18 protein-coding genes are annotated in these 19,702 nt (G+C 60.2%); 11 read left to right on the top strand and 7 right to left on the bottom strand.

Features of this window, described 5'->3' with window-relative positions:
- Positions 1-84: 84 nt before the first annotated feature.
- The 6 genes from ACQY1L_RS17855 (at position 85) to ACQY1L_RS17830 (ending at position 5,235) form a co-directional block, all read left to right on the top strand.
- Entirely contained in the window at positions 85-978 is an 894-nt protein-coding gene (locus ACQY1L_RS17855) for a glycine betaine ABC transporter substrate-binding protein (protein WP_430245257.1), read from the top strand.
- A gap of 159 nt (positions 979-1,137) precedes the next feature.
- Positions 1,138-2,142 (top strand): ornithine cyclodeaminase family protein, encoded by a 1,005-nt coding sequence (locus tag ACQY1L_RS17850; RefSeq protein ID WP_430245254.1) that lies wholly within the window; start codon positions 1,138-1,140, stop codon positions 2,140-2,142.
- 2 nt (positions 2,143-2,144) lie between these two features.
- On the top strand, positions 2,145-2,960 hold the full coding sequence (locus ACQY1L_RS17845) for a phosphate/phosphite/phosphonate ABC transporter substrate-binding protein (protein ID WP_430245252.1): 816 nt from the start codon (positions 2,145-2,147) through the stop codon (positions 2,958-2,960).
- A 43-nt stretch (positions 2,961-3,003) separates the two neighbouring features.
- Positions 3,004-3,636, top strand: a complete 633-nt coding sequence (locus ACQY1L_RS17840) for an ABC transporter permease (RefSeq protein WP_430245250.1) — start codon at positions 3,004-3,006, stop codon at positions 3,634-3,636.
- Positions 3,633-4,268 (top strand): ABC transporter permease, encoded by a 636-nt coding sequence (locus ACQY1L_RS17835; protein WP_430245248.1) that lies wholly within the window; start codon positions 3,633-3,635, stop codon positions 4,266-4,268. Before ACQY1L_RS17840 ends, ACQY1L_RS17835 begins: the two co-directional genes overlap by 4 nt.
- A gap of 19 nt (positions 4,269-4,287) precedes the next feature.
- On the top strand, positions 4,288-5,235 hold the full coding sequence (locus tag ACQY1L_RS17830) for an ABC transporter ATP-binding protein (protein WP_430246057.1): 948 nt from the start codon (positions 4,288-4,290) through the stop codon (positions 5,233-5,235).
- Between the two features lie 197 nt (positions 5,236-5,432).
- Here ACQY1L_RS17830 and fhuB read toward each other — a convergent pair whose 3' ends face one another.
- From fhuB to ACQY1L_RS17805, 5 genes are all read right to left on the bottom strand, one after another.
- Complete coding sequence (fhuB, locus tag ACQY1L_RS17825; protein ID WP_430245246.1) at positions 5,433-7,403, bottom strand: Fe(3+)-hydroxamate ABC transporter permease FhuB; 1,971 nt, start codon at positions 7,401-7,403, stop codon at positions 5,433-5,435.
- Entirely contained in the window at positions 7,400-8,290 is an 891-nt protein-coding gene (locus ACQY1L_RS17820) for an iron-siderophore ABC transporter substrate-binding protein (protein WP_430245244.1), read from the bottom strand. Before ACQY1L_RS17820 ends, fhuB begins: the two co-directional genes overlap by 4 nt.
- 13 nt (positions 8,291-8,303) lie before the next feature.
- The gene (locus ACQY1L_RS17815) at positions 8,304-9,116 is read right to left on the bottom strand and encodes an ABC transporter ATP-binding protein (RefSeq protein ID WP_430245241.1); all 813 of its coding nucleotides are present in this window, start codon (positions 9,114-9,116) and stop codon (positions 8,304-8,306) included.
- Between the two features lie 17 nt (positions 9,117-9,133).
- Positions 9,134-10,000, bottom strand: a complete 867-nt coding sequence (locus ACQY1L_RS17810; protein ID WP_430245239.1) for an alpha/beta hydrolase — start codon at positions 9,998-10,000, stop codon at positions 9,134-9,136.
- 156 nt (positions 10,001-10,156) lie between these two features.
- Positions 10,157-12,280: a TonB-dependent siderophore receptor gene (locus ACQY1L_RS17805; RefSeq protein WP_430245237.1), complete on the bottom strand. Its 2,124-nt coding sequence runs from the start codon at positions 12,278-12,280 to the stop codon at positions 10,157-10,159.
- Positions 12,281-12,729: 449 nt separating this feature from the next.
- Here ACQY1L_RS17805 and ACQY1L_RS17800 point away from each other — a divergent pair, with 449 nt between their 5' ends.
- From ACQY1L_RS17800 to fdxA, 5 genes are all read left to right on the top strand, one after another.
- Positions 12,730-13,710 carry an ABC transporter substrate-binding protein gene (locus tag ACQY1L_RS17800; protein WP_430245235.1) on the top strand — a complete coding sequence of 327 codons (981 nt, stop codon included), beginning with the start codon at positions 12,730-12,732 and terminating at the stop codon, positions 13,708-13,710.
- 11 nt (positions 13,711-13,721) lie between these two features.
- A complete protein-coding gene (locus ACQY1L_RS17795) occupies positions 13,722-14,573 on the top strand; it encodes an ABC transporter permease (protein WP_430245232.1) in 852 nt (283 codons plus the stop codon).
- A complete protein-coding gene (locus ACQY1L_RS17790) occupies positions 14,570-15,292 on the top strand; it encodes an ABC transporter ATP-binding protein (protein ID WP_430245230.1) in 723 nt (240 codons plus the stop codon). The genes ACQY1L_RS17795 and ACQY1L_RS17790 overlap by 4 nt, the downstream gene beginning before the upstream one ends.
- A 10-nt stretch (positions 15,293-15,302) precedes the next feature.
- On the top strand, positions 15,303-16,640 hold the full coding sequence (locus ACQY1L_RS17785) for an LLM class flavin-dependent oxidoreductase (RefSeq protein ID WP_430245227.1): 1,338 nt from the start codon (positions 15,303-15,305) through the stop codon (positions 16,638-16,640).
- Positions 16,641-17,035: 395 nt separating this feature from the next.
- Positions 17,036-17,389 (top strand): ferredoxin, encoded by a 354-nt coding sequence (gene fdxA / locus ACQY1L_RS17780; RefSeq protein ID WP_430245225.1) that lies wholly within the window; start codon positions 17,036-17,038, stop codon positions 17,387-17,389.
- Here fdxA and ACQY1L_RS17775 read toward each other — a convergent pair.
- Both ACQY1L_RS17775 and ACQY1L_RS17770 read right to left on the bottom strand, forming a co-directional pair.
- Positions 17,365-18,771 carry an amidohydrolase family protein gene (locus ACQY1L_RS17775; protein ID WP_430245223.1) on the bottom strand — a complete coding sequence of 469 codons (1,407 nt, stop codon included), beginning with the start codon at positions 18,769-18,771 and terminating at the stop codon, positions 17,365-17,367. The two genes, fdxA and ACQY1L_RS17775, sit on opposite strands and share 25 nt — an antisense overlap.
- Complete coding sequence (locus ACQY1L_RS17770; protein WP_430245221.1) at positions 18,768-19,691, bottom strand: LysR family transcriptional regulator; 924 nt, start codon at positions 19,689-19,691, stop codon at positions 18,768-18,770. The genes ACQY1L_RS17775 and ACQY1L_RS17770 overlap by 4 nt, the downstream gene beginning before the upstream one ends.
- Positions 19,692-19,702 lie beyond the last annotated feature (11 nt).

Here is a 19,702-nt window from a genome sequence, read left to right as displayed (position 1 = left end):
AGCAGTTCAACAACGAGAAGGCCGCAACGGCCCGAGTGCAAGGCAAAAAGCCAAGACCACCTTCCATGAGCTGAACCAGAGGGAATGAAGATGAAAAGATCGATCCTTTCCGCCATTGCGGCGGCCGTATTCGCATCCACCGGCCTCCAGCCGGCAGCCGCCGCCGACACGATCAAGGTCGGCAGCAAGAACTTTACCGAGCAGTATATTCTTGCCGAGATGTACGCAAAGCTACTCGAAAACGCTGGCTTCGAGGTCGAACGCAAGATCAACCTGGGTGGTACGCTGATCGCTCATCAGGCGCTGACTACCGGAGAAATCGACATATATCCCGAATATACCGGCACGGCACTGTCAGCCGTCGTCAAGGGCACGATGTCAACCGATGCCAACAAGGTCTACGCCGACGTGAAGGCCTTTTATGCAAAGGAATTCAAGCTCAACTGGCTGAAGCCGACCGGTATCAATAACGGCTATGTTATCGTCGTCCGCAAGGAAACGGCCGATGCCAACAAGCTCAAGACGCTGTCGGATCTCGCCAAGGTATCTAAGACGCTGGTCTTCGGCGGCGGTGCCGAGTTCCCTGACCGTGCTGATGGCTTGCCGGGCCTGAAGCGCGTCTACGAAGCCGAGTTCAAGGAGTTCAAGCAGTTCGCCAAGCTCGGTTTACGGTATGACGCGCTCGGCCAGAAGGATATCGATGTCGCCAACGGTGCCGCGACGGACTGGCAGATCGGCGCTCAAGGCCTGACGGCGTTGGAAGACGACAAGGGCCTTTTCCCGCCCTATTACGTCGCTCCGGTCGTTCGCCAGCAGACCATCGATGCCAATCCGAAAGTCGCCGAAGTGTTGGAAGCGCTTGGCTCCCATCTCGACAACTCCACCATGCGCGTCCTCAACGCAAAGGTCGAAACCGACCATGAGGAAGCAAAGGACGTCGCCGAGGAGTTCCTGAAGGACAAGGGCCTGATCAAGTAAGACCAGTTGCAAGCTATGGGCGGCGGTCGCAAGCTGCCGCCCACCTTAAGACAAGTGGCAACGCGGCCCCAAGCCGGCAATGTTGTTCGCATGCAGACGGCACTGTCGCCATAATCGAAATGACCGGCAAAACCGGTGACAAATCCCTGGAGAACGGGAATGCAGGAAATCTGGATAGACTATCTCAACGGACCGGACATCAAGGCCATGGCCCTGACCAATGACGAGATCCTTTCGGCCGTGGAGAAGGCACTCGAGGCGCAGGGACGTGGCGAAACAGTCATTGAGCCGCGTGTCCACCTGGTGCCCGAAAGCTCCGACAAGGGACATTTCAATGTGCTGCGCGGCTACGTGAAGGCGTTGGGTTATGCTGGCGTGAAAGTGGTGGGCGATTTCGTCGATAACTACAAGGTCGGCCTGCCGTCGGAGATGGCACTCCTCAACCTGTTCGATCCGGAAACCGGCATGCCCAAGGCCATCGTCGATGCGACGGCGATCACCGACATGCGGACCGGCGCCGTTACCGCGCTCGGAGCCAAATATCTTGCCCGCAAGGACAGCAAGGTACTTGGCCATATCGGTGCCCGCGGCACATCCTACTGGAATGTGCGGCTGCTCGACCACCTGTTCGATTTCGACGAGATCCGCATCCATTCGCGCCGTCCCGAAAGCCGCAATGCCTTTGCCGCTCGTCTGGAACAGGATCTCGACAAGAAGATAATCCTCACCGACAACTGGGAAGATTGCCTCAAAGACGCCGATATCATGATCGAGGCAAGCCGGCTGCCCGAGCCGACGCCGTTGTTCAAGACCGCTTGGATCAAGAAGGGCGCTTTCGTCGTACCTTACGGCACGATGAGCGCGCTGGAGTTCGACCATACCGACATTATGGACAAGGTCGTCGTCGATGACTGGGGCCAGTGCGGTCCCGGCAAGCCCTACGGCGCGCTACGCCGCCATGTGGACGAAGGCAAGGTGACGGCCGAGACGCTGCATGCCGAGATCGGCCAGATCGTCTGCGGCATGAAATCGGGCCGCGAAAGCGACTACGAGACAATCCTTTTCTGGCATCGCGGCCTCAGCACCACGGACATCGCGCTCGGAGCCGCCATGGTCGACAAGGCCAAGGCCATGGGGCTCGGCCAGCGGTTGCGGTTCGCCTGATCATGACGGAGTCCATCGTCCCTACCATTGCCAACTCGCGGATGTACAACCTCAGCCCGAAGATCCGCGGCTTGTGGGACGCACTGTTCGCATGGCTTGGCCACGAAAGCAGCGTTGCGATGGATATAGTTGCGCACGCGTCGCCTGCACCATTGTCGGACCTGTGGGCACGGCCGGACATGGGGGCCGTTTTCATGTGCGGTTATCCGTTCTCGCAGCTGAAGCCGGAGCAACGGCCGCTGCCTCTCGCCGCTCCCGTCTCCACCGCGGACTGGGGCCGTGGAAAGCCGCTTTACGCCAGCCGCGTTATCACCGCCCGAAATTCGGCGTTGACGGCGGCCGATCTGCAGTCGGCACGATGGGGCTGGACCGTGCGGGATTCGCAATCGGGCTACCATGCGCCGCGGGAATTCGCAGCAAGTCTGCAACAGGGCAACTCCGCTTTCGAAACCGTCGGCCCGCTTCTCAACCCGACCGGTGTGGCCGAGGCTATAGCCAGCGGACGGGCGGATGTCGGTGCCATCGACGCCTATGCCTACCAGTTGATGGAGATGCACGAGCCACAGATGATCGCGGATCTGCATGTAATCGCTACGACGGCGCCTGCTCCTTTCCCGATGCTCGTTGCCGCGCGCCGGCAGCCAGCCGAGATCATTTCGGCTCTGCGGCAAGCGCTATGGAGCGCGCATAAGCACGCCAAATCTCGTGCGATTCGCAGTTCGCTGGGGCTTTCAGCGTTCACCGAACCCGATCTCGCATCCTACGAAAACCTGCCTGCCCGAGCCCGCCGCACCGATGAGGTTCTTTCGCCATGGTGAAACCTGAAATACCTCGTCACCACACGAGGACTGGAGCCTGCCCATGAAATGGGTTCCAAAAAACTATGACCGCCTGTTTGAGGCCTTGCTCGAACACCTCTATCTGGTGTTCTCCTCGGTTGTCATCGCGCTGGTGATCTCGCTGATCGTCGGTATCTGGGCTTCGCGCAGGCCCCGGGCGTTCGGCGTCATCGTCATCGTGACCGGCGTGCTGTTCGCCATCCCGAGCCTTGCACTCTTTGCCCTGTTCATTCCCGTTCTCGGTATCGGGGCAGCGCCGGCAATCACCGGCCTCGCGCTTTATTCGCTGATGATCCTCATCCGCAATATCGGCCTCGGTTTTCAGTCTATCCCGCGTGATGTGCTCGATGCCGCCCACGGCATGGGTTACGGCACCGCGCGCCGCATCTGGGAAGTCGAGTTGCCGCTCGCCATGCCCTTCATTGTCGGCGGCATCCGTATTGCCATGGTCACCGTCATCGGCATCGCCACCGTGGCTGCCTACATCAATGCCGGCGGCCTCGGCGTCATCATTTTCGAAGGCATAGACCAGCGGTTTCCGGAAAAGATCATCGCCGGTGGCCTGATGACCTCAGTGCTGGCGCTGTCCACCGACTACCTGTTTGCCTCGATTGAAACTGCGCTTCGTCGCCGCAGCGGGAGACAGCTGGCATGATGCTGATCGACGCCATCACCTGGATCGCCAGTAACTCAAGCAGTTTCTTCGGCGCCTTCAACCGTCATCTGCTGATGTGCGGAATCTCGCTCGGCATCGCCTTGCTGATCGCGCTACCGTTGGGTTTCGTCGTGGCGCGGTCGCCGCGCGCCTCGTTCATTGCCATTAACATCGCTGGCTCACTACGCTCCATCCCGAGCCTTGCAATCCTTGCCGCCGCCATGCCAATCCTCGGCATCGGCCTTTGGCCATCTGTGCTGGCGCTTGTCGTGCTCGCCGTACCGCCACAGCTGCTCAACACCATCATCGGCATCCGCGAGATCGATCCGGCCCTTCTCGATGCGGCGACTGGTATGGGCATGGGCAAGCGCGACATTCTCTGGCAGATCGAGCTGCCCCTTTCTGTGCCATCCATCCTTGCCGGTGCGCGCACCAGCGCCATCCAGGTAATCGGTGGCGCTGCACTTGCATCGTTTATCGGCGGCGGCGGCCTGGGCGATTTCATCAATGCTGGCATCGCCATCATGAACATGCCTCGCCTGCTGGTCGGTGCACTACCGATTGCCCTTCTCGCGATCCTCGCCGAGCTGCTGTTCAGCTGGCTGGAACGCTCCTTCACCCAGAGACGATGACCCTCGGAAAGCCATGACGATGATACGACTGGATCATGTGACCAAGAATTACGAGGGGAGCGACCGCCATGCTGTCGACAATCTCGGCCTGACAATCGAAAGTGGCATGACGGTTGCGATGATTGGGCCATCCGGCTGTGGAAAAACCACGACCATGCGAATGATCAACCGGCTCGAGACACCAACCGTCGGACGTGTGCTGGTCAACGGCCGAGACATTGCCTCAACGGATCCGAAGGAACTTCGCCGCAGCATCGGCTATGTCATCCAGCAGGTCGGCCTGTTCCCTCACATGACGATCGAGCGCAACATAGCCACAGTGCCTCGCCTTCTCGGCTGGGACAAGGTGCGCATCGACCGGCGCATCGACGAGCTGCTCGAACTGGTCAGCCTCGACCCGGCAATCATGCGGAACCGTCTGCCGCATGAACTATCTGGGGGGCAACGCCAGCGTGTCGGGTTCGCCCGCGCGCTCGCCGCGGATCCGGCGATTATGCTGATGGACGAGCCGTTCGGGGCGATAGATCCGATCACTCGCGTCAAGCTGCAGGATGAATTCCGCCAGATCCTCAAGAAAGTCAGCAAGACAGTGGTGATCGTCACCCACGATCTCGACGAGGCGATCAAGATGGGCGACCGCATCGCGATCATGCGCGACGGACGACTACTGCAGTACGATACGCCGGAAGCGATCCTCGCCAATCCCGCCAACGATTTCGTTAAAAGCTTTCTCGGCCCGGACCGCGCCATCAAGCGGTTGAGCCTGATCCCTGTGGCAGGCTCCATGTCGGCGCCCATCGCACAGGCCTCCGGCGCTTCGGTCGAACAGAGCGGAAGCCTGCATGCAGCACTAGCCCTGATGCTGGCAGACGATCTGCAAGGTCTCGACGTTCATGGGCCGGATGGAGCGACCGTCGGCTACCTGTCGCGCGACGCCGTCCTTGCTGCGCTTCGCAGAGCCGGATGAGGCACTAACACTTTGCGGGGGCTTGAAACGTACGACGGACAGGGCGGTATTGCCTTAGGCACGCTGCTCGATGACCGAGTACACCGCAGCTTGCGATCTCGAGGGCATTCGCCACTTCCACGCTGGCGGACGCATAGATGCCGGTGACCGCCTTGAGCGGGTTCGAACCTACGACCTGCATCCTGCAACGAGAAAATCTACCTCCTTTTACCCAACAAAATCATCAAGCACGGAGCGCCTATGAGAGCTGAGACGAGCCCAGCCGGGATCTGGTAGGGTGCTGCAGCCGTGCGGCCAATCAGATCCGCTAAAACCATCAGTCCCCCGCCAATCAAGGCGGCGCCTATCATCTGCGGCAGAGCGCGCTTCAACCCGGCCTCCCGCGCCAGGTGCGGCCCCATGAGGCCGACGAAGGACAGCGGCCCGACTGTGAGGGTCGCAGCCGCAGTCATCAGGCCCGCGAGGCCGAACAACGCCAATCTTGAGCGCGCCAGCGGGATGCCGACGGCCGATGCCGGGGCCGGACCAAGCGGCAGGATATCGAGCCAACGCCGTGCTGACAGAGCAATTGCAATCTGCACAGCTCCGATTGCCAGTTCCATGGTGGCTGTCTGGCCGTCCACCATATAGGTGGAGCCGCTTATCCAACGCATCAGCAGCACCGCTCTCGGATCGCCGGTGGAGCTCAGCACGCCGACGACAGCATCCACCATTGCACTGAGCGCTATGCCTGCCAGCAGGACCCGCTCCGGCGCGAAGTTTGACCGCCTCGAACTCAGCAGAATGACAGCGAGCACCGTGATCGCGCCGACGGCTGCAAAAGCGAACTGCCCAACAAAGCCGGGCGCAACGGCGAATAACGCGATGGCGACGCCAAAGGTGGCACCGGCGCTAATCCCCAGAACCTCTGGGCTTGCCATTTCGTTGCCGGTCAACCTCTGCAGGATCGTTCCCGCAACACCCAGCATCGCGCCGGATGCGAGCGCTGCAAACACCTTGGGTGTGCGGATAGCGAGGATGTCGTTGAAAAACTCGCCGGAAGGCACAGACCAGACGCCGCCAGGTCCGCGCCCGACAAAAAGGCCAAGCGCAACAATAACCAGGACGCTCGAAAGGGCGACCGTTGCTGGTTTGCCTACGCCCCATCGGCGCTGCCGCTCGCGCACCGCCACCGCGTGTTGGACCCGGTGACGCACCTTCAGCCAAGGTAGCAGCGCCAGGAGCAGCGGCGATCCGAAGATTGCGGTGACTGCGCCGGTCGGAAGAAAGTCTCCGAGACCGCCCGCAACGAGTTGCAGCACGGAGTCGGCGAGGAAGAGAAGTGACGCCCCGATGAGCGGAGACCACAGTATCAACTGCACCGGCCGGCGCGCGCCCGAAAGCCGCGCCAGCGTCGGGGCGACCAGCCCGATAAAGCCGATGACGCCCACGGCACTGGTGACAAAGGCCGCAAGCGACACCGCGCAGGCAACAGCGACGATACGAAGGCGCACGAGTTTGACCCCAAGCGAGGACGAACTGCTTTCCCCCAGATCGAGCAGCGACAGCGGCCGGATGACCAGGATGCAGACGATTGCGACGGGGACAATTTTCCAGATGAGCGAGATCGGAATGACCCAGCTCTGCTGCGCCAGCGATCCTGCGCCCCAGATAAACAAGCTCGCGAGGTAGCGCTGGTTCAAATAGATGAGGATGGCCGACAGTCCGCCGCACCATAGGCTGAGCACGAGGCCCGAAAGCACCAGGGAATACGGCGAGAAACCTCGTCGAGCACCCAACCCGATGACGATGGCGGCAGCCGCCGCACTTCCCAGCAGGGCAACGAGATCGCGGCCGGCGCCCAATAGTACCGGCATGAAAAGCGAGGCCACGACCAGCGCAAGATTGGCGCCCGCCGACACGCCGAGCGTCGTCGGGTCGGCCAGCGGGTTTCGCAGCACCTGCTGGAAAAGTGCGCCCGACAAAGCCAGCGCCGCGCCCGCCAGCAGTGCCGTGGCCAGCCGCGGCAAGGTCGAATAATAGAGCACCATCCGCTCGATGTCGTAGCCCGGCGCCACCGTTCCCGAGAGCGCTGGTTGAACGAGAAACCAGGATGCGACACACCCGCCGCAAATCAGCAGGAAAACGACGAGGCCAGGCCCGAGACTATCGCGACTAAGGGCGGTCATGCGCCATGGTCCAGAACGTCGGTCACCAGACCGGCAAACCGCATCGCCTCGTTGACCATGCCGAACATCAGCGCCGGCGGAACGACCGACATGTGTCCGGGCCGGGAAAACGGCAGCGTCTGCCACAGCGGGCTTTCCACGAGTTTTGGCAACACATCGGGCGGCACAGGCTCAAAGGTGATCAGGCGAGCGTCCCTGTCTGTAATGGTCGAAAGCTCCTCGATGCCGATCGTCTCGAAGCCCCAGTAGTTCGATTGACGGGTCCAGGCGTTGCGTATCCCGATGCGCTCCAGCGCGTTGTGGAACAGGCCTGGAGCGGAGTAGATACGGGCGTGCCGGGCGTCCATGAACGACGCCAGTGCAACCGGTGGAAGGGTTCTCCTCGCCAACCGTGCGCGGCAGCTCTCGAAGAATGCATCCGACCGCGTCAAGAATTGCTCCGCCTCCTTTTCGCGGCCGAGCCCTGAGCCCAGCTTGCGCGTCGCCGAAATCGCCGCCGGCAAGATGGGACCGCCGTCGGGCGTGAAGATCTCCAGCCGAAGGATTTTCGCGATCGGCTGGAGCCTTGGCAGAAGTTGGTCAAGATAGGGCGTCGTTAGGATGATGTCCGGCTTCAGCTGGATGAGGACCTCAAGATCGACCTCGTGGGAGCTGCCGATATCCACGACCGAGCTCGGCATTTCGGGCGCGACGACCCATTTGTTCCAGTCGGCGAGATCGGAAATGCCGACTGGCTGCACCCCGAGCGACAGCAATGTGGACGCCAGCCCATAGTCGAGGCTTACGATCCTCTGGCCGCCGGCACCCGCCAGCAGCGGTGCCGGTATGGAAACCGCTGCCGCCGCCGCCGCTGCGCCATTCAGAAATGAGCGCCTTGAAATCTGCATTCCGTTGCGCACTTCAGCAGGCATAGGCAAGCGGATGCGGCAGGTGGGGAGCGGAAATCACCTTCATTTCAATCCCGTAAATGGCATGAAGCGTTTCGGGTACCAGGATTTGGGCTGGGGTTCCGCTTGCGACCAGCCGTCCACCTTTCAGCGCATGGATGCGGTCGCAAAAGCGTGCGGCCATGTTGATGTCGTGCAAAACGATGACGACGCTGCGACCGTTCTCATGCGCGAGACGTCGTACCAGCGACAACACCTCGATCTGATGCGCGATATCGAGTGCCGCGGTCGGCTCGTCGAGTAGCAGGCAACGTGCGTCCTGAGCGATCAGCATGGCGATCCAGGCCCGCTGCCGTTCTCCGCCGGAAAGCGTTCCCACCATGCGATCGGCAAATGCGTCGATTTGCGTGGCAGCGATCGCTCCCTCCACCTTCTCGCGGTCGACGGCAGAAAAGCGACCGAGCGCGCCGTGCCACGGGTACCGTCCGCATGCGACCAGTTCGCGGATCGTCATATCCGACCCGGTGCCCAGATCCTGCGGCAGGTAAGCAACGGTCCGCGGAAAATCATGACCGTGATAGCGCCAAACGTCGCGGCCGGCATAGGCGACAGATCCGGTAGTTGGCGTCAGCTGCCGCGCAAGGATTTTGACGAGACTGGATTTGCCTGAACCATTGTGGCCGACAAGAGCCACCACCTCTCCCTCCGGAAAATCGAGGCTTACGTCCGAGAGGATGGCATTCCCGTCGATCACAAGAGTGACTCCGTCGACTCCGAAGGCTTTCTGCGTATCAGGCGCGTCCTGCACGCGTTCCCCCATGACCATGTCGCGTGCTCCTCTCGTCACGAATTTAGACGCCGGAAGGCGATGCCAATGGCGCGGTTGACCGCGGGTCCGACCACGGACATATGGGTCTCGCCGGCGAAAAGCTCGAACTGCGTCCGGATGCCGTCCGCCGTGCCATCCAGCCGATCAGCCATTTCCTGCGCCAGCGCAACCGTCCTTTCGGCTTTCCTCCGATCCAGGCGGACGGCGGCATCCTCGTTCAAATATTGGAACGGCGCGAGCTCCTCCCCCTCGTATTCTCCGGCGGAAAGATGCAGCATCACCTCGTTGCCAGCGACTGTTTGGCGACGCGCCTCGTTGTTAAGGATCTCGCTGCCTTCCCAGTAAATGGTTGGGCTCGCTGCAATCCAGTTGACAAACAGCTCCGGCCTTTCAAACAAGGCGTAGAGCGTGAAGAGGCCGCCGAAAGAATGCCCGAAGAGCGATCGCCGTGCCGGATCGAGCAGAACCAGTTCGGCCAGCCGCGGCAGCAATTGCTTGTCGATGAAATCAAGCAACTCACCGGATCCGCCGATGAGCACCGGAGGCCCCCCCTCGACATAGGGCGGATAGGATTTGACCGGCGGGGGGCCAAGATCCCACGCCCGTCGCATGGCATCATAGGGGTCGTCGGTCGGATAACCGATCGCCGCGATAACGCCCCAGTCGACCCCGGTGCCCGTTGGATAAGGCGCCTGCGTCACCAGGCTTGCGAAAGCGAAGGGAAAGTTTGCGTTGCCGTCCGTCATGACCAGAAGCGGCCATCCCCCGACGGGCGCCTCGTCAGCCGGCCTGAACAGGAAGATGCGATAGGGCTCGCCGCCGGTCTCTGGCGCTAGGTCGAAATAGGTGGTGCCGGGCAGGCAATAGGCCTGTTCAGTCATGCTAATCTCTCGAAAATTGTATGGCGCTTGCCGGCCGAGGAACGCATTGTCCCGGCTCTGACGGATAGTCCACGGACGGCCCCGCGCAGGCTGCCCTTACCTCCTCAGAGCAACGAGGAGAACCCGAGCGGTATGGTCGGTGGTATCTGACGCCGATCACCACTTGTACTTCAACGAACCGACCACCGTTCGTCCCTGACCGAAGTAGCAATAGCCGCCATTGCACACCTGCTCCTCGCGGTTGGCAAGGTTCGTTGCGCTGACCATGAGCGAGAGCCCCTTCAGCTCCGGCGACTTGGCACCGAAGTCATAGGAAAGGGAAGCATCCAGATAGCCGACGCCCGCGTTCTTCGCCGTGTTGTAGTCGTCGGTGTAGGATGTGCTCACTGCACGAACGCCCCCGCCGATGCTGAGGCCGCCGATGACGGAATCCTCCGGCACAGCATAGTTCACCCAAAGCGAGGCCGTATGCCGCGGAGTTGTCGTTGGCGTGTTGCCGACCAGCGAACCATCGAGATTGTCGGTGATTTTCCCGTGGGTATAGGTGTAGGCGGCAATCAAGCTGATACCGTTGTCGAACTCCTTCCGGCCCTCGACCTCGAATCCGGTATAGGTATTCTCGCCCGAATTCTCGTAGATGTAGAGCGGACCGGAGACGCCGGCATACTGGGGCTTGCCGGTTTCAACGAGGTGGTAGACAGCGCTGCTGAGCGAGAAATTGCCGCCGTCCGGCTGGTATTTGATACCGGCTTCGATCTGGCGGCCTTCCGTCGGATCAAGCACGCCACCCCCGGCGGAGCGCTCGGTCGAGGGCACGAAGGAAGTACCGTAGCTCACGTAAGGGGCAAGACCATTGTCGAAGAGATAAAGCAGCCCGACCTGGCCCGACAGTGCACCTTCACTTTTCTCGGCACCCGTACCCGCCACTTTGTCCGTGGTCTCCTGATGCAGCCAGTCGTAACGCAGACCTCCCACGAAGCGCCAGTTTCCGATCTCGGCTTGCTCCTGCGCGTAGATCCCTGTCTGGCGAAGGTCGTTGCCGGTAAAGCCGGTCAGAGCCGGAGACGGTGCGCTGGTTATTTCCTCCGGTAGCGTGGATCCATATCCATCGGCAAAGTCTGAAGTGACGCTTGTGTAATCCAGTCCCCCAAGAACAGTATGGGACACAGCACCAGTGTCGAACTTGGCCTGTAGTTGGTTGTCGATTTGGTAGGCCCGCACATCTTCAGTCACCGCGGCGGTGCCCCACGGCGCGGCCGGCGCGCTGAACATCGTCGTACGGTCAACATAACGCGCTTCGAGGTCGAGGTCGCTCACGCGTGCGTTCTGCCGAAACGTCAGACCGTTTTCGAACTCATGTTCAAACTGGTAGCCAAGCTGGTACTGGCGAACCTTTTGATAATCGTAATCCGGATCGCTTACGCGGAAGATCTTGCCGTCGTTTTTGAAGGTCCAGGCACTGGCCTCTCCCTCGCTTTTCTGCGCCAGTCCGTAAACCGTCAGCTTCGTGCTGTCGGTTGGCGCCCAGGAAAAGGACGGCTGGAGCAGGTAGCGGTCGTCCGCGATTTCATTATTGGTTTCTCCCTCGCGGGCCAGTCCGACGACGCGGTAAAACAGATCGCCACTTTCGCCAACCGGACCGCCAAAATCGAAGGCGGCCTGCTTGCGACCAACCGTCCCGTATTGCACCTCGACCTCGTGATGGGCTTCCTCAAGCGGCAATTTGGAAATCTTGTTGACGATGCCCGCCGCGCTCGCGGCCCCATACATGACGGATACCGGCCCTTTGAGCACTTCGACTCGATCGAGCGTATAGATTTCTGTTGTGAACGTGCCGTAGGTCATCACCGGCTGGCGCAGGCCGTCACGGAAATCGCCGCTCGTGGTCGTCTCGATACCACGGATAGTGACCTGATCGAACCGCGGGTCGAAACCAAATCCACCCGTGTTTACGCCGGAACTGTAGCGCGTTGCCTGGATCAGATCGGTTGCGCCACGTTGTTCGATTTCCTCGCGGGTCACCACCGAAATCGAGCGGGGTGTTTCGGCGAGCGGCGTATCTGTCTTCAAGGCAGTGATCGCACGCGTCGGTACGATCGTATTGTTGTCTTCGCGGATGGTTTGCCCAGCGCCTGTAATGATAATTGGGGCAAGGGTCGTATTGACAGGAGCCTCTTGCGCAAGTGCCGCACTCGGCGCGCAAACAACCACCAAACCGACAAAGGCAGTAGAGTGTTGGAGCATGCGGCAAAAAGGATGCCGAGTGAACAAGAACGTCATTGCCTGACCCTTTGTCTGAAAACTGAAAACTATCGCAGCGACCCGAGAGGTTGCGGATTCGAAGGTGTCGCGAAGACAGCACTACGCTGCCACGGGTGCCACCTATAAGAGCCAGATTTCGCGCAATCAATAAATGTGGAGAGGATCTGTCATGTATTGTGTGGTCGTTGTCAAAATTGCAACAGGCCTCCGCAGATCCTATTGCGTCAAAGACCCGCTTACTGACGGCGGACTTAATATTGAGGGCAAACATCCTACCCCAGCGTTCCAGTTACTCGTGAAATTAGAATGATCGCCTCAACAGATTCCATCTTGAAGAACGAAAATGCGCAGCTCCGATGTTCGGCGCATCGGTATCTCTACCAATGCGGTCGAGTTAAACTACACTGAAATCTCTTTCCTCACCACCGCTTGTCCTCCGGGCTTGCAGGTTCAGAATGGAGCCTTCCTTGTATCGTAGAACATTTCTGCAAGCGTCCGCGTCCGTCGTAATCGCGGGTCTTTCCTTGGTCGCGTCTGCGGCGAGCGCAGCCGATCCGGCAACCAAGCTGATCGTAGCCGACCAGGCCGAATTCGTGCGCAATCTGCTGGACGCCAGCGGAGAGCGAAAGAACCTGGCATTCGACATCGATTTTCCAAACTTTGCCGGTGGCCCAGCCATCCTCGAGGCAATCCGGGCAGGCGCGCTGGACATAGCTTATGTCGGCGACACCCCGCCGATCCAGGCGCGCTCCTCCGGCACCTTGCTACCAATCGTCGCCACGTTCACACGAGAGATCGCCCAGTATCGGCTGACCAGTCGTCCCGGCCTAAAGATCAACGCGTTGTCCGAACTCAAGGGCAAAAAGCTGAGCTATGTGGAGGGCTCCGGCCGCCAGGTATTCCTGATCGAGGCGCTCAACCGGGCCGGGCTGACGCTGAAGGATGTTACCCTCGTTAACCTTCGCGTGGCGGACTTGCCCGATGCTCTGCGGTCCGGCGCAGTCGATGTCGCGGTCCTCCAGGAGCCCTTCGTCACACGGCTGACGAACCAAGCCGGCGCGAGCCCGGTACTTGATCCAGAAGAGCGCAAGCTTCTACCGAGCACATCCTACTTCTATGCACGTCCAGATGTTCTTGCCGACCCGAAGAAGACGGAATCGATCAAGCAATTTCTGGCCGCTTTCGTTAAAGCCGGCAATTGGAGCAACGAGCACCAGCAAGAATGGGCGAAGTTCTACTATACCACCTTCCAGCGTGTGTCTCCGGACGACAGCGCCGCTATCCTTGCAGGACAGTCGCCCCTTCTCTTCCAGACATCGGTTGAGGCGATCCCGCATCACCAGAAGCTGATCGACATCCTGTACCAGGCAGGCTCCATCAAAGAGCGTCTGGATGCCAAGGGATCGTTCGTCGATACGTTCGACAAGGTCGTAGAGCAATCGCGCTGATCGGAGGTAGTATGACGGACATATCTTCAGGCAGGGTAGTCAACGCGCGCGCGGAGCGGATAAAAGGTCGTGCCCTCGACCGCAGGCCGACACAACTGACGCCCGCAAAGCTTCCACCCGGATTGAGGCTTCTCGGCCCTATCATCCTTCTGATCGTTTGGGAGACGGCGGCTCGCATCGGCGTCCTCTCGCCCAGCACACTCGCCGCCCCTTCCACGGCGGTAAAGACAGGCTATGACATGGTCGTGGACGGCAGCCTTCTGCCGCACCTTGCCGCCTCGGCAGCACGCGCCTATTCCGGGCTCCTCCTTGGCGTCGTGGTTGGTGTCGTCCTCGCTCTCCTGTCGGGGTTGACGCGAACCGGCGAAGCCCTGATTGATGGTCTTGTACAGATCAAGCGTGCGGTGCCGACACTTGCGCTCATCCCGCTAGTCATCATTTGGCTCGGGATCGGCGAGGCCATGAAGGTCTTCCTGATCTTCACGGCGGTCCTCATCCCCGTCTACATCAACACCCATGCGGCGTTGCGCGGAATCGACATAGGGCATGTGGAGCTTGCACGCACGCTCGGCCTGACCCGCGCCGAGTTCATCCGTCATGTCGCACTGCCCGGGGCGCTACCCGGCTTTTTCGTGTCACTGCGGCTTGCCGTCGCGCTGTGCTGGACGGCACTCGTCGTGCTGGAACTCATCAATACGCAAACAGGGATCGGCTATCTCATGAACCGGGCACGCGACTGGGGCCAGACCGACATCATCGTCGTCGGCATTATGATCTACGCGCTGCTCGGATTGCTTTCCGACGCTGTCGTCAGATTCATTGAGGCCCGCGCGCTCTCCTATCGACGGGCTCTGGGCTCATGAACGCGCATGTGACGAATGCCGTGGTCCTGCGCGACCTTTCCCGCAGTTTCAAGGGGAAGACCGTGCTCGACCGCATCTCGCTCGATATTCCGGCAGGGCAGTTCGTGGCTCTTCTTGGAGAGTCCGGTTCCGGCAAGACAACCCTGCTGCGGGCGCTTGCCGGGCTCGACGACGATGCGGAAACCAAGGGACATTACACTACGCCGGAAAGTGTCTCCGTGCTTTTCCAGGACTCACGGCTTCTGCCGTGGAAGACGGTGATCGACAACGTGACGCTCGGGCTGCGCCGCGCCGATGGTCAGGCTGCCGCACGTGATATGTTGAGGGATGTCGGGATAGGTGACAAGACGGACGTCTGGCCGTCGACACTCTCTGGCGGACAAAAGCAGAGGGCGTCACTGGCGCGTTCCCTCCTGCGCGAGCCAGACCTTCTGCTGGCGGACGAACCGTTCGGTGCGCTTGACGCGCTCACGCGGCTGAAGATGCAGGCGCTGCTGATGCGCCTTGTCGAACGTCAGCGACCGACCATTATCCTGGTGACCCACGACGTCGACGAAGCCCTGCTTTTGTCAGACCGCGTCCTTGTCCTCAAGGATGGCAGCATCATCGAAGATCACTCGATCTCGCTTCCCCACCCGCGCCACGAGCATCAGGCCGAACTGTTTTCGCTTCGGTCAAAACTGCTCAAGAGCCTCGGCGTCGAAGCCGACAATATTTGAAAGGCACCCCATGTCGCGCCAGTTGCATCTCAATCTCTTCCTTATGTCCCGCGGCCACCATGAAGGGGCGTGGCGTCATCCGCATGCCAACCGCAAGGCTCTGACCGACCTTCAGCTCTACGTCGAAGCTGCCGCAATCGCGGAGAGCGCAAGGTTCGATGCTGTCTTCCTTGCCGATACATTGGCGGCCGGAAACAGCAGCGGCCTGGCGTCGTCGGGGTCGTTGGAGCCGATCGTGTTGCTCTCGTTGCTCGCGGCTCATACAAAGAAGATCGGCCTCATCGGAACGGCCTCGACGACCTACAGCCTGCCCTACACTTTGGCACGCCAGTTCGCCACGCTCGACCATCTCTCTAATGGTCGCGCCGGATGGAATATCGTCACCTCCTGGGCACCTGAGGCCGGTGCGAACTACGGCCTGCAACAAAATCTCGACCACGCGGATCGATACAAGCTCGCGGAAGAATTCGTCGAAGCCGTCGATGCGTTGTGGAAGAGCTTTCCGGCAGAAGCCGTTCTCGATGACAGCGTAGGGGGACGTTATCTTGACATCGATCGGATCAAGCCCGTCAACTATGCAGGCGACCACTACCGCACCAAGGGTCCCCTCAACGTTCCGGAGAGCCCGCAGTCCCGCCCGGTCTATATCCAGGCAGGCCAATCCGACGCCGGTCGCGGATTTGCGGCAAGATGGGCGGAAGCGATATTCACCGCCCACATGACGAAGGAATCTGCCAAGGCCTTCTACACGGATGTGAAAAACCGCGCTGTGGGTCATGGACGCAGCACGGAGGATGTCGTCATTCTGCCAGGCATCAGCGCGGCGATCGGGTCGACGACAAAGGAAGCGGAACAGGTCTGGGAGGAGCTCGACGCGCTGACCAGCACGGATGTGGGACTGACGCGGCTCGCGGCCCGGTTCGGCGGTCACGATTTCAGCGGCGTCCCGCTGGACCGCACTTTGACCAAACACGACTTTCCAGATCCGGATTCCGTCGAAGCTTCGAAGAGCCGGGTCATTGGCTATATCGACATGACATTGAAGGAAAATCTGACCCTCAGGCAATTGCTGCGCAAGCTTGCGGGCGCCCGCGGGCATTTCGTAGCGACCGGCACGCCCGAACAAGTCGCCGACATCATTGAAGACTGGTTCCGCACCGGCGCTGCCGACGGCTTCAACGTGATGCCGCCGATTATCAACAGCCAGCTCTCGCTGTTTGCCGAGGAAGTCGTTCCAATACTGCAGAAGCGCGGGCTGTTCCGGAAGGAGTACGAAGGCCACACGCTACGCTCACATTTTGGACTGGCCCCCGTTGGAAACTCGGAGTCGATTGCGCGATCTGCGTGATCCCCACGGCGAACTTCAAGAACGGAATTCAACGCAGCTTCCGGGTGATGGGAAAGCTTGTCATAACTTCCTTGCTGATGGCGCGAAGCCGCTGTTCAGGTAGACGATATTGCATCGGTCAATTTCGCAGGATGAGCTTCTTCGCCTTGAAACAATTCGAACCAACGACCCGTTTGAGAGTTAATCGCCGATCGAAAATCCCGCCAGAGCGGATTATTGCGTAGTGTTAGGCCGGTGGCTGTCGTGCTGGATGACGATTTGGCCTTCGGTCGTTTGTCTCAGCACATTATTTCGCGTTGCCATAACGGCAATCCTTGAGCCTAAACACAGCACTTTCAAGCAACCCCTATGTCTGGGATAGTGCCGGCTCGTACCCTCCCATGCAGGCTGATATTATGGCTTATCTCATCACGGAACCCTGCATCGATATCAAGGATGGCGCCTGTACTGCGGCCTGCCCGGTAGATTGCATCTACGAAGGCGGCCGCATGTTCTATATCCACCCAGATGAATGCATCAATTGCGGTGTCTGTCTTTCCATTTGCCCAGTCGACGCCATCGCCTATGACGAAGAGGCGACGGCGGAACAGCAGGCATTCATTCAGGTCAATCGGGATTATTTCGGCGTCGAGGTTACCGGTCTGGGCTCGCCCGGTGGATGGGACAAGGACCGGACAACCACAAAGGATCATCCATTGGTTTCAGCAAAATCTGTGGGGCAGCATCAGGCTTTGGTCCAGCTTTCGTAATACGCGCGTGTCGCTTCCGCGAGTTTTTCGCAGCGCTGCCTCTCGACGGCGAGGCGGGGCAGATCGGCCTTCGCCTGAGCCAGCAATTCCGCCCGGGCTGTATCGAAATCCACAGTCAGCAATTGGCCATCGCGCAGGATCGGGCGCCCGGCAACGTACAGCCCGCGCACATGCGCCGCAGTCATCCGCGAAAGAAGAACCTCCGCCTCGTCCAGATCATCGAACAGGCTGTCCTCAGTGAGAGCATGGTAGTTCACCACCGTGAGATCCTCCCCGGTCGGCGCATTGATGACATGCGCGCCTGTGCCGATCGCGGCGTCGAAAACCGCAGCAGTCGTAAAGCTGCGTCGCAATGCGCGACCACCCTGCAGAAGATGGAGAAGCCGCATCTCGCGCCAGAGATCCTGATCGTCATCCATTGCGCCGCCATCAAGTCCTACGCCGAACCGCAGGCCGCGCGCGGCGGCCGCAGCGAGTGGCGCAATTCCGGATCGCAGGCGCAGATTGGCTGACGGATTGGAGACCAGCTGGACACCGCGATCCATGAGCAGTTCGTATTCGTGAGGTCGCAGGTGCACACCATGGGCCACGGCCAGCCGTGGGGATAGAAATCCTATCTCGTCGAGAAAGGACACCACGCCCTGCGGAAAGCGCCGGTCCAGCCACAGCCGTTGCCGCGGACTCTCCAGCAGATGCATGTGGATCCGTTTGCCGGTCGATAGGGACGCCGCAGCAATCGCCTCCAGTAGGGCGTCAGAGCACCATTGCGGCCCAATCGGTCCATATTGGACATCGACGAGAGGACTGTCGTTTGCGGCAGCGACCGCCTCGACCGCTGCGATCTGGACATCTACCGGAGCGTATCGCGGCGATGTTGCAGACAAGGCCCGCCAATCCTCCGGCGCCAAAAACGGCTCTAGCCTTTCCGGACCACCGTCATAGGCCCAGGCGTCGTGGTCGACAAGCGGACACGATAGGGCCAGCCGGATTCCGACCTCGCCGGCAGCCCGGATGACGGCACCTGCTTCGTCGACAAGACTATCGATATTGAGCGAGTTGTGACAATGCATCGTCGCCCCGACGCCGGTCCTCGCCAAGCGGGAAAATGCGACAAGTGCCTCCAGATAAGGATCGGTGCGAGGCCGCAACCGCATCCCGGGAATCCAGACCTCCAACGCCTCGTCGAGCAAGCCGAAATCCAGCGTCCGGATGCCATAGCCATGATCATGGGCATTCACAGGTGACGCGAGGATGAGGTCACCGGCCTTAAGCGGGATACCTGCGGCAACCACCGGCAGTGCGGCTCGGGCAACTTCACCGCGCAAGGCTTTCTGGTGGCCAGGCCGCTCGAGATAACGGATTTCACCGCGTGGTTCCGTCATCGCTGGATTGCCTTTTCAATCTGATGGCTGAATTTCTTCAGGTCATGGCTCATGGCCTCGACCACCGCCTCGGTGGCATGGGTCAGTTGCCGGTATTTCGGCACAAAGATGCCGACTTCCAAATTCTGTAGCTTGGATTCGGCAATCGGCAGAGCAACGACGTCGCCCGCCTTCAGTTCTTCCAGAAGACCAAGGGGCGTGAAGAAAGCGACACCTTCGCCGGACAGAATGAGCGGCTTAAGCATCATCTGGTGGTTTGTCGCAACAAAGGTTCGGCCAACCCGATCAAGTGCGGCGAGCTCGATGGAAATCATCGAACTCATCACTTCGTTATCAAGCTGTAACAACAGCTTGAACTGGGCGCATTCCTGCAATGTCGCGCTTTTCTGCCGGGCGAGCGGATGATGTCTGGCAACAATCACCATCAACGGCATCCGCACGCCGCAGACCAGTTTAATATCGTGTGGCCTGGCGAGATCGAAATTGAAACCGACGTCACAATCGCCATCGGCGACATAACGAAAGATGTTGTTGAAGTTGTCGGCACGAATGCGAAAATCGACCGCCGGGTGTTTGTTATGAAAGCCGCTAACGAATTCCGGCAGGAACTGCACCGTCAGGCTGTCGAGGCAAGCGATATGGACCCGTCCGGCCTTCTTGCCCTGCAGATCGCCAAGGTCCGATTTCATGATATCGTAGTGATGCATCGTCTCACGCGCATGTCGCAGAACGATCTTGCCCGCAGAGGTCAGCCTCAATCCGTCGGAAAACCGCTCGAATAGCGGCGCACCCAGCTCCTCTTCCAGCTTCTTGATCTGGCGGCTCACTGCCGATGTTGCGACATGCAGTTCTTCCGATGCCTTGCGGATGGAGCCCGCGCGCGCAACTTCGACGAAATATTTCAGGATACTGGCGTGCACTGATGATCTCC

Origin of the sequence: Neorhizobium sp. DAR64862/K0K3, assembly GCF_050500185.1 — a bacterium.
In the GTDB taxonomy this organism is placed as follows: domain Bacteria; phylum Pseudomonadota; class Alphaproteobacteria; order Rhizobiales; family Rhizobiaceae; genus Neorhizobium; species Neorhizobium soli.
The sequence above is the reverse complement of the archived record's forward strand: the minus strand, read 5'-3'. Positions and strand labels throughout refer to the sequence as shown.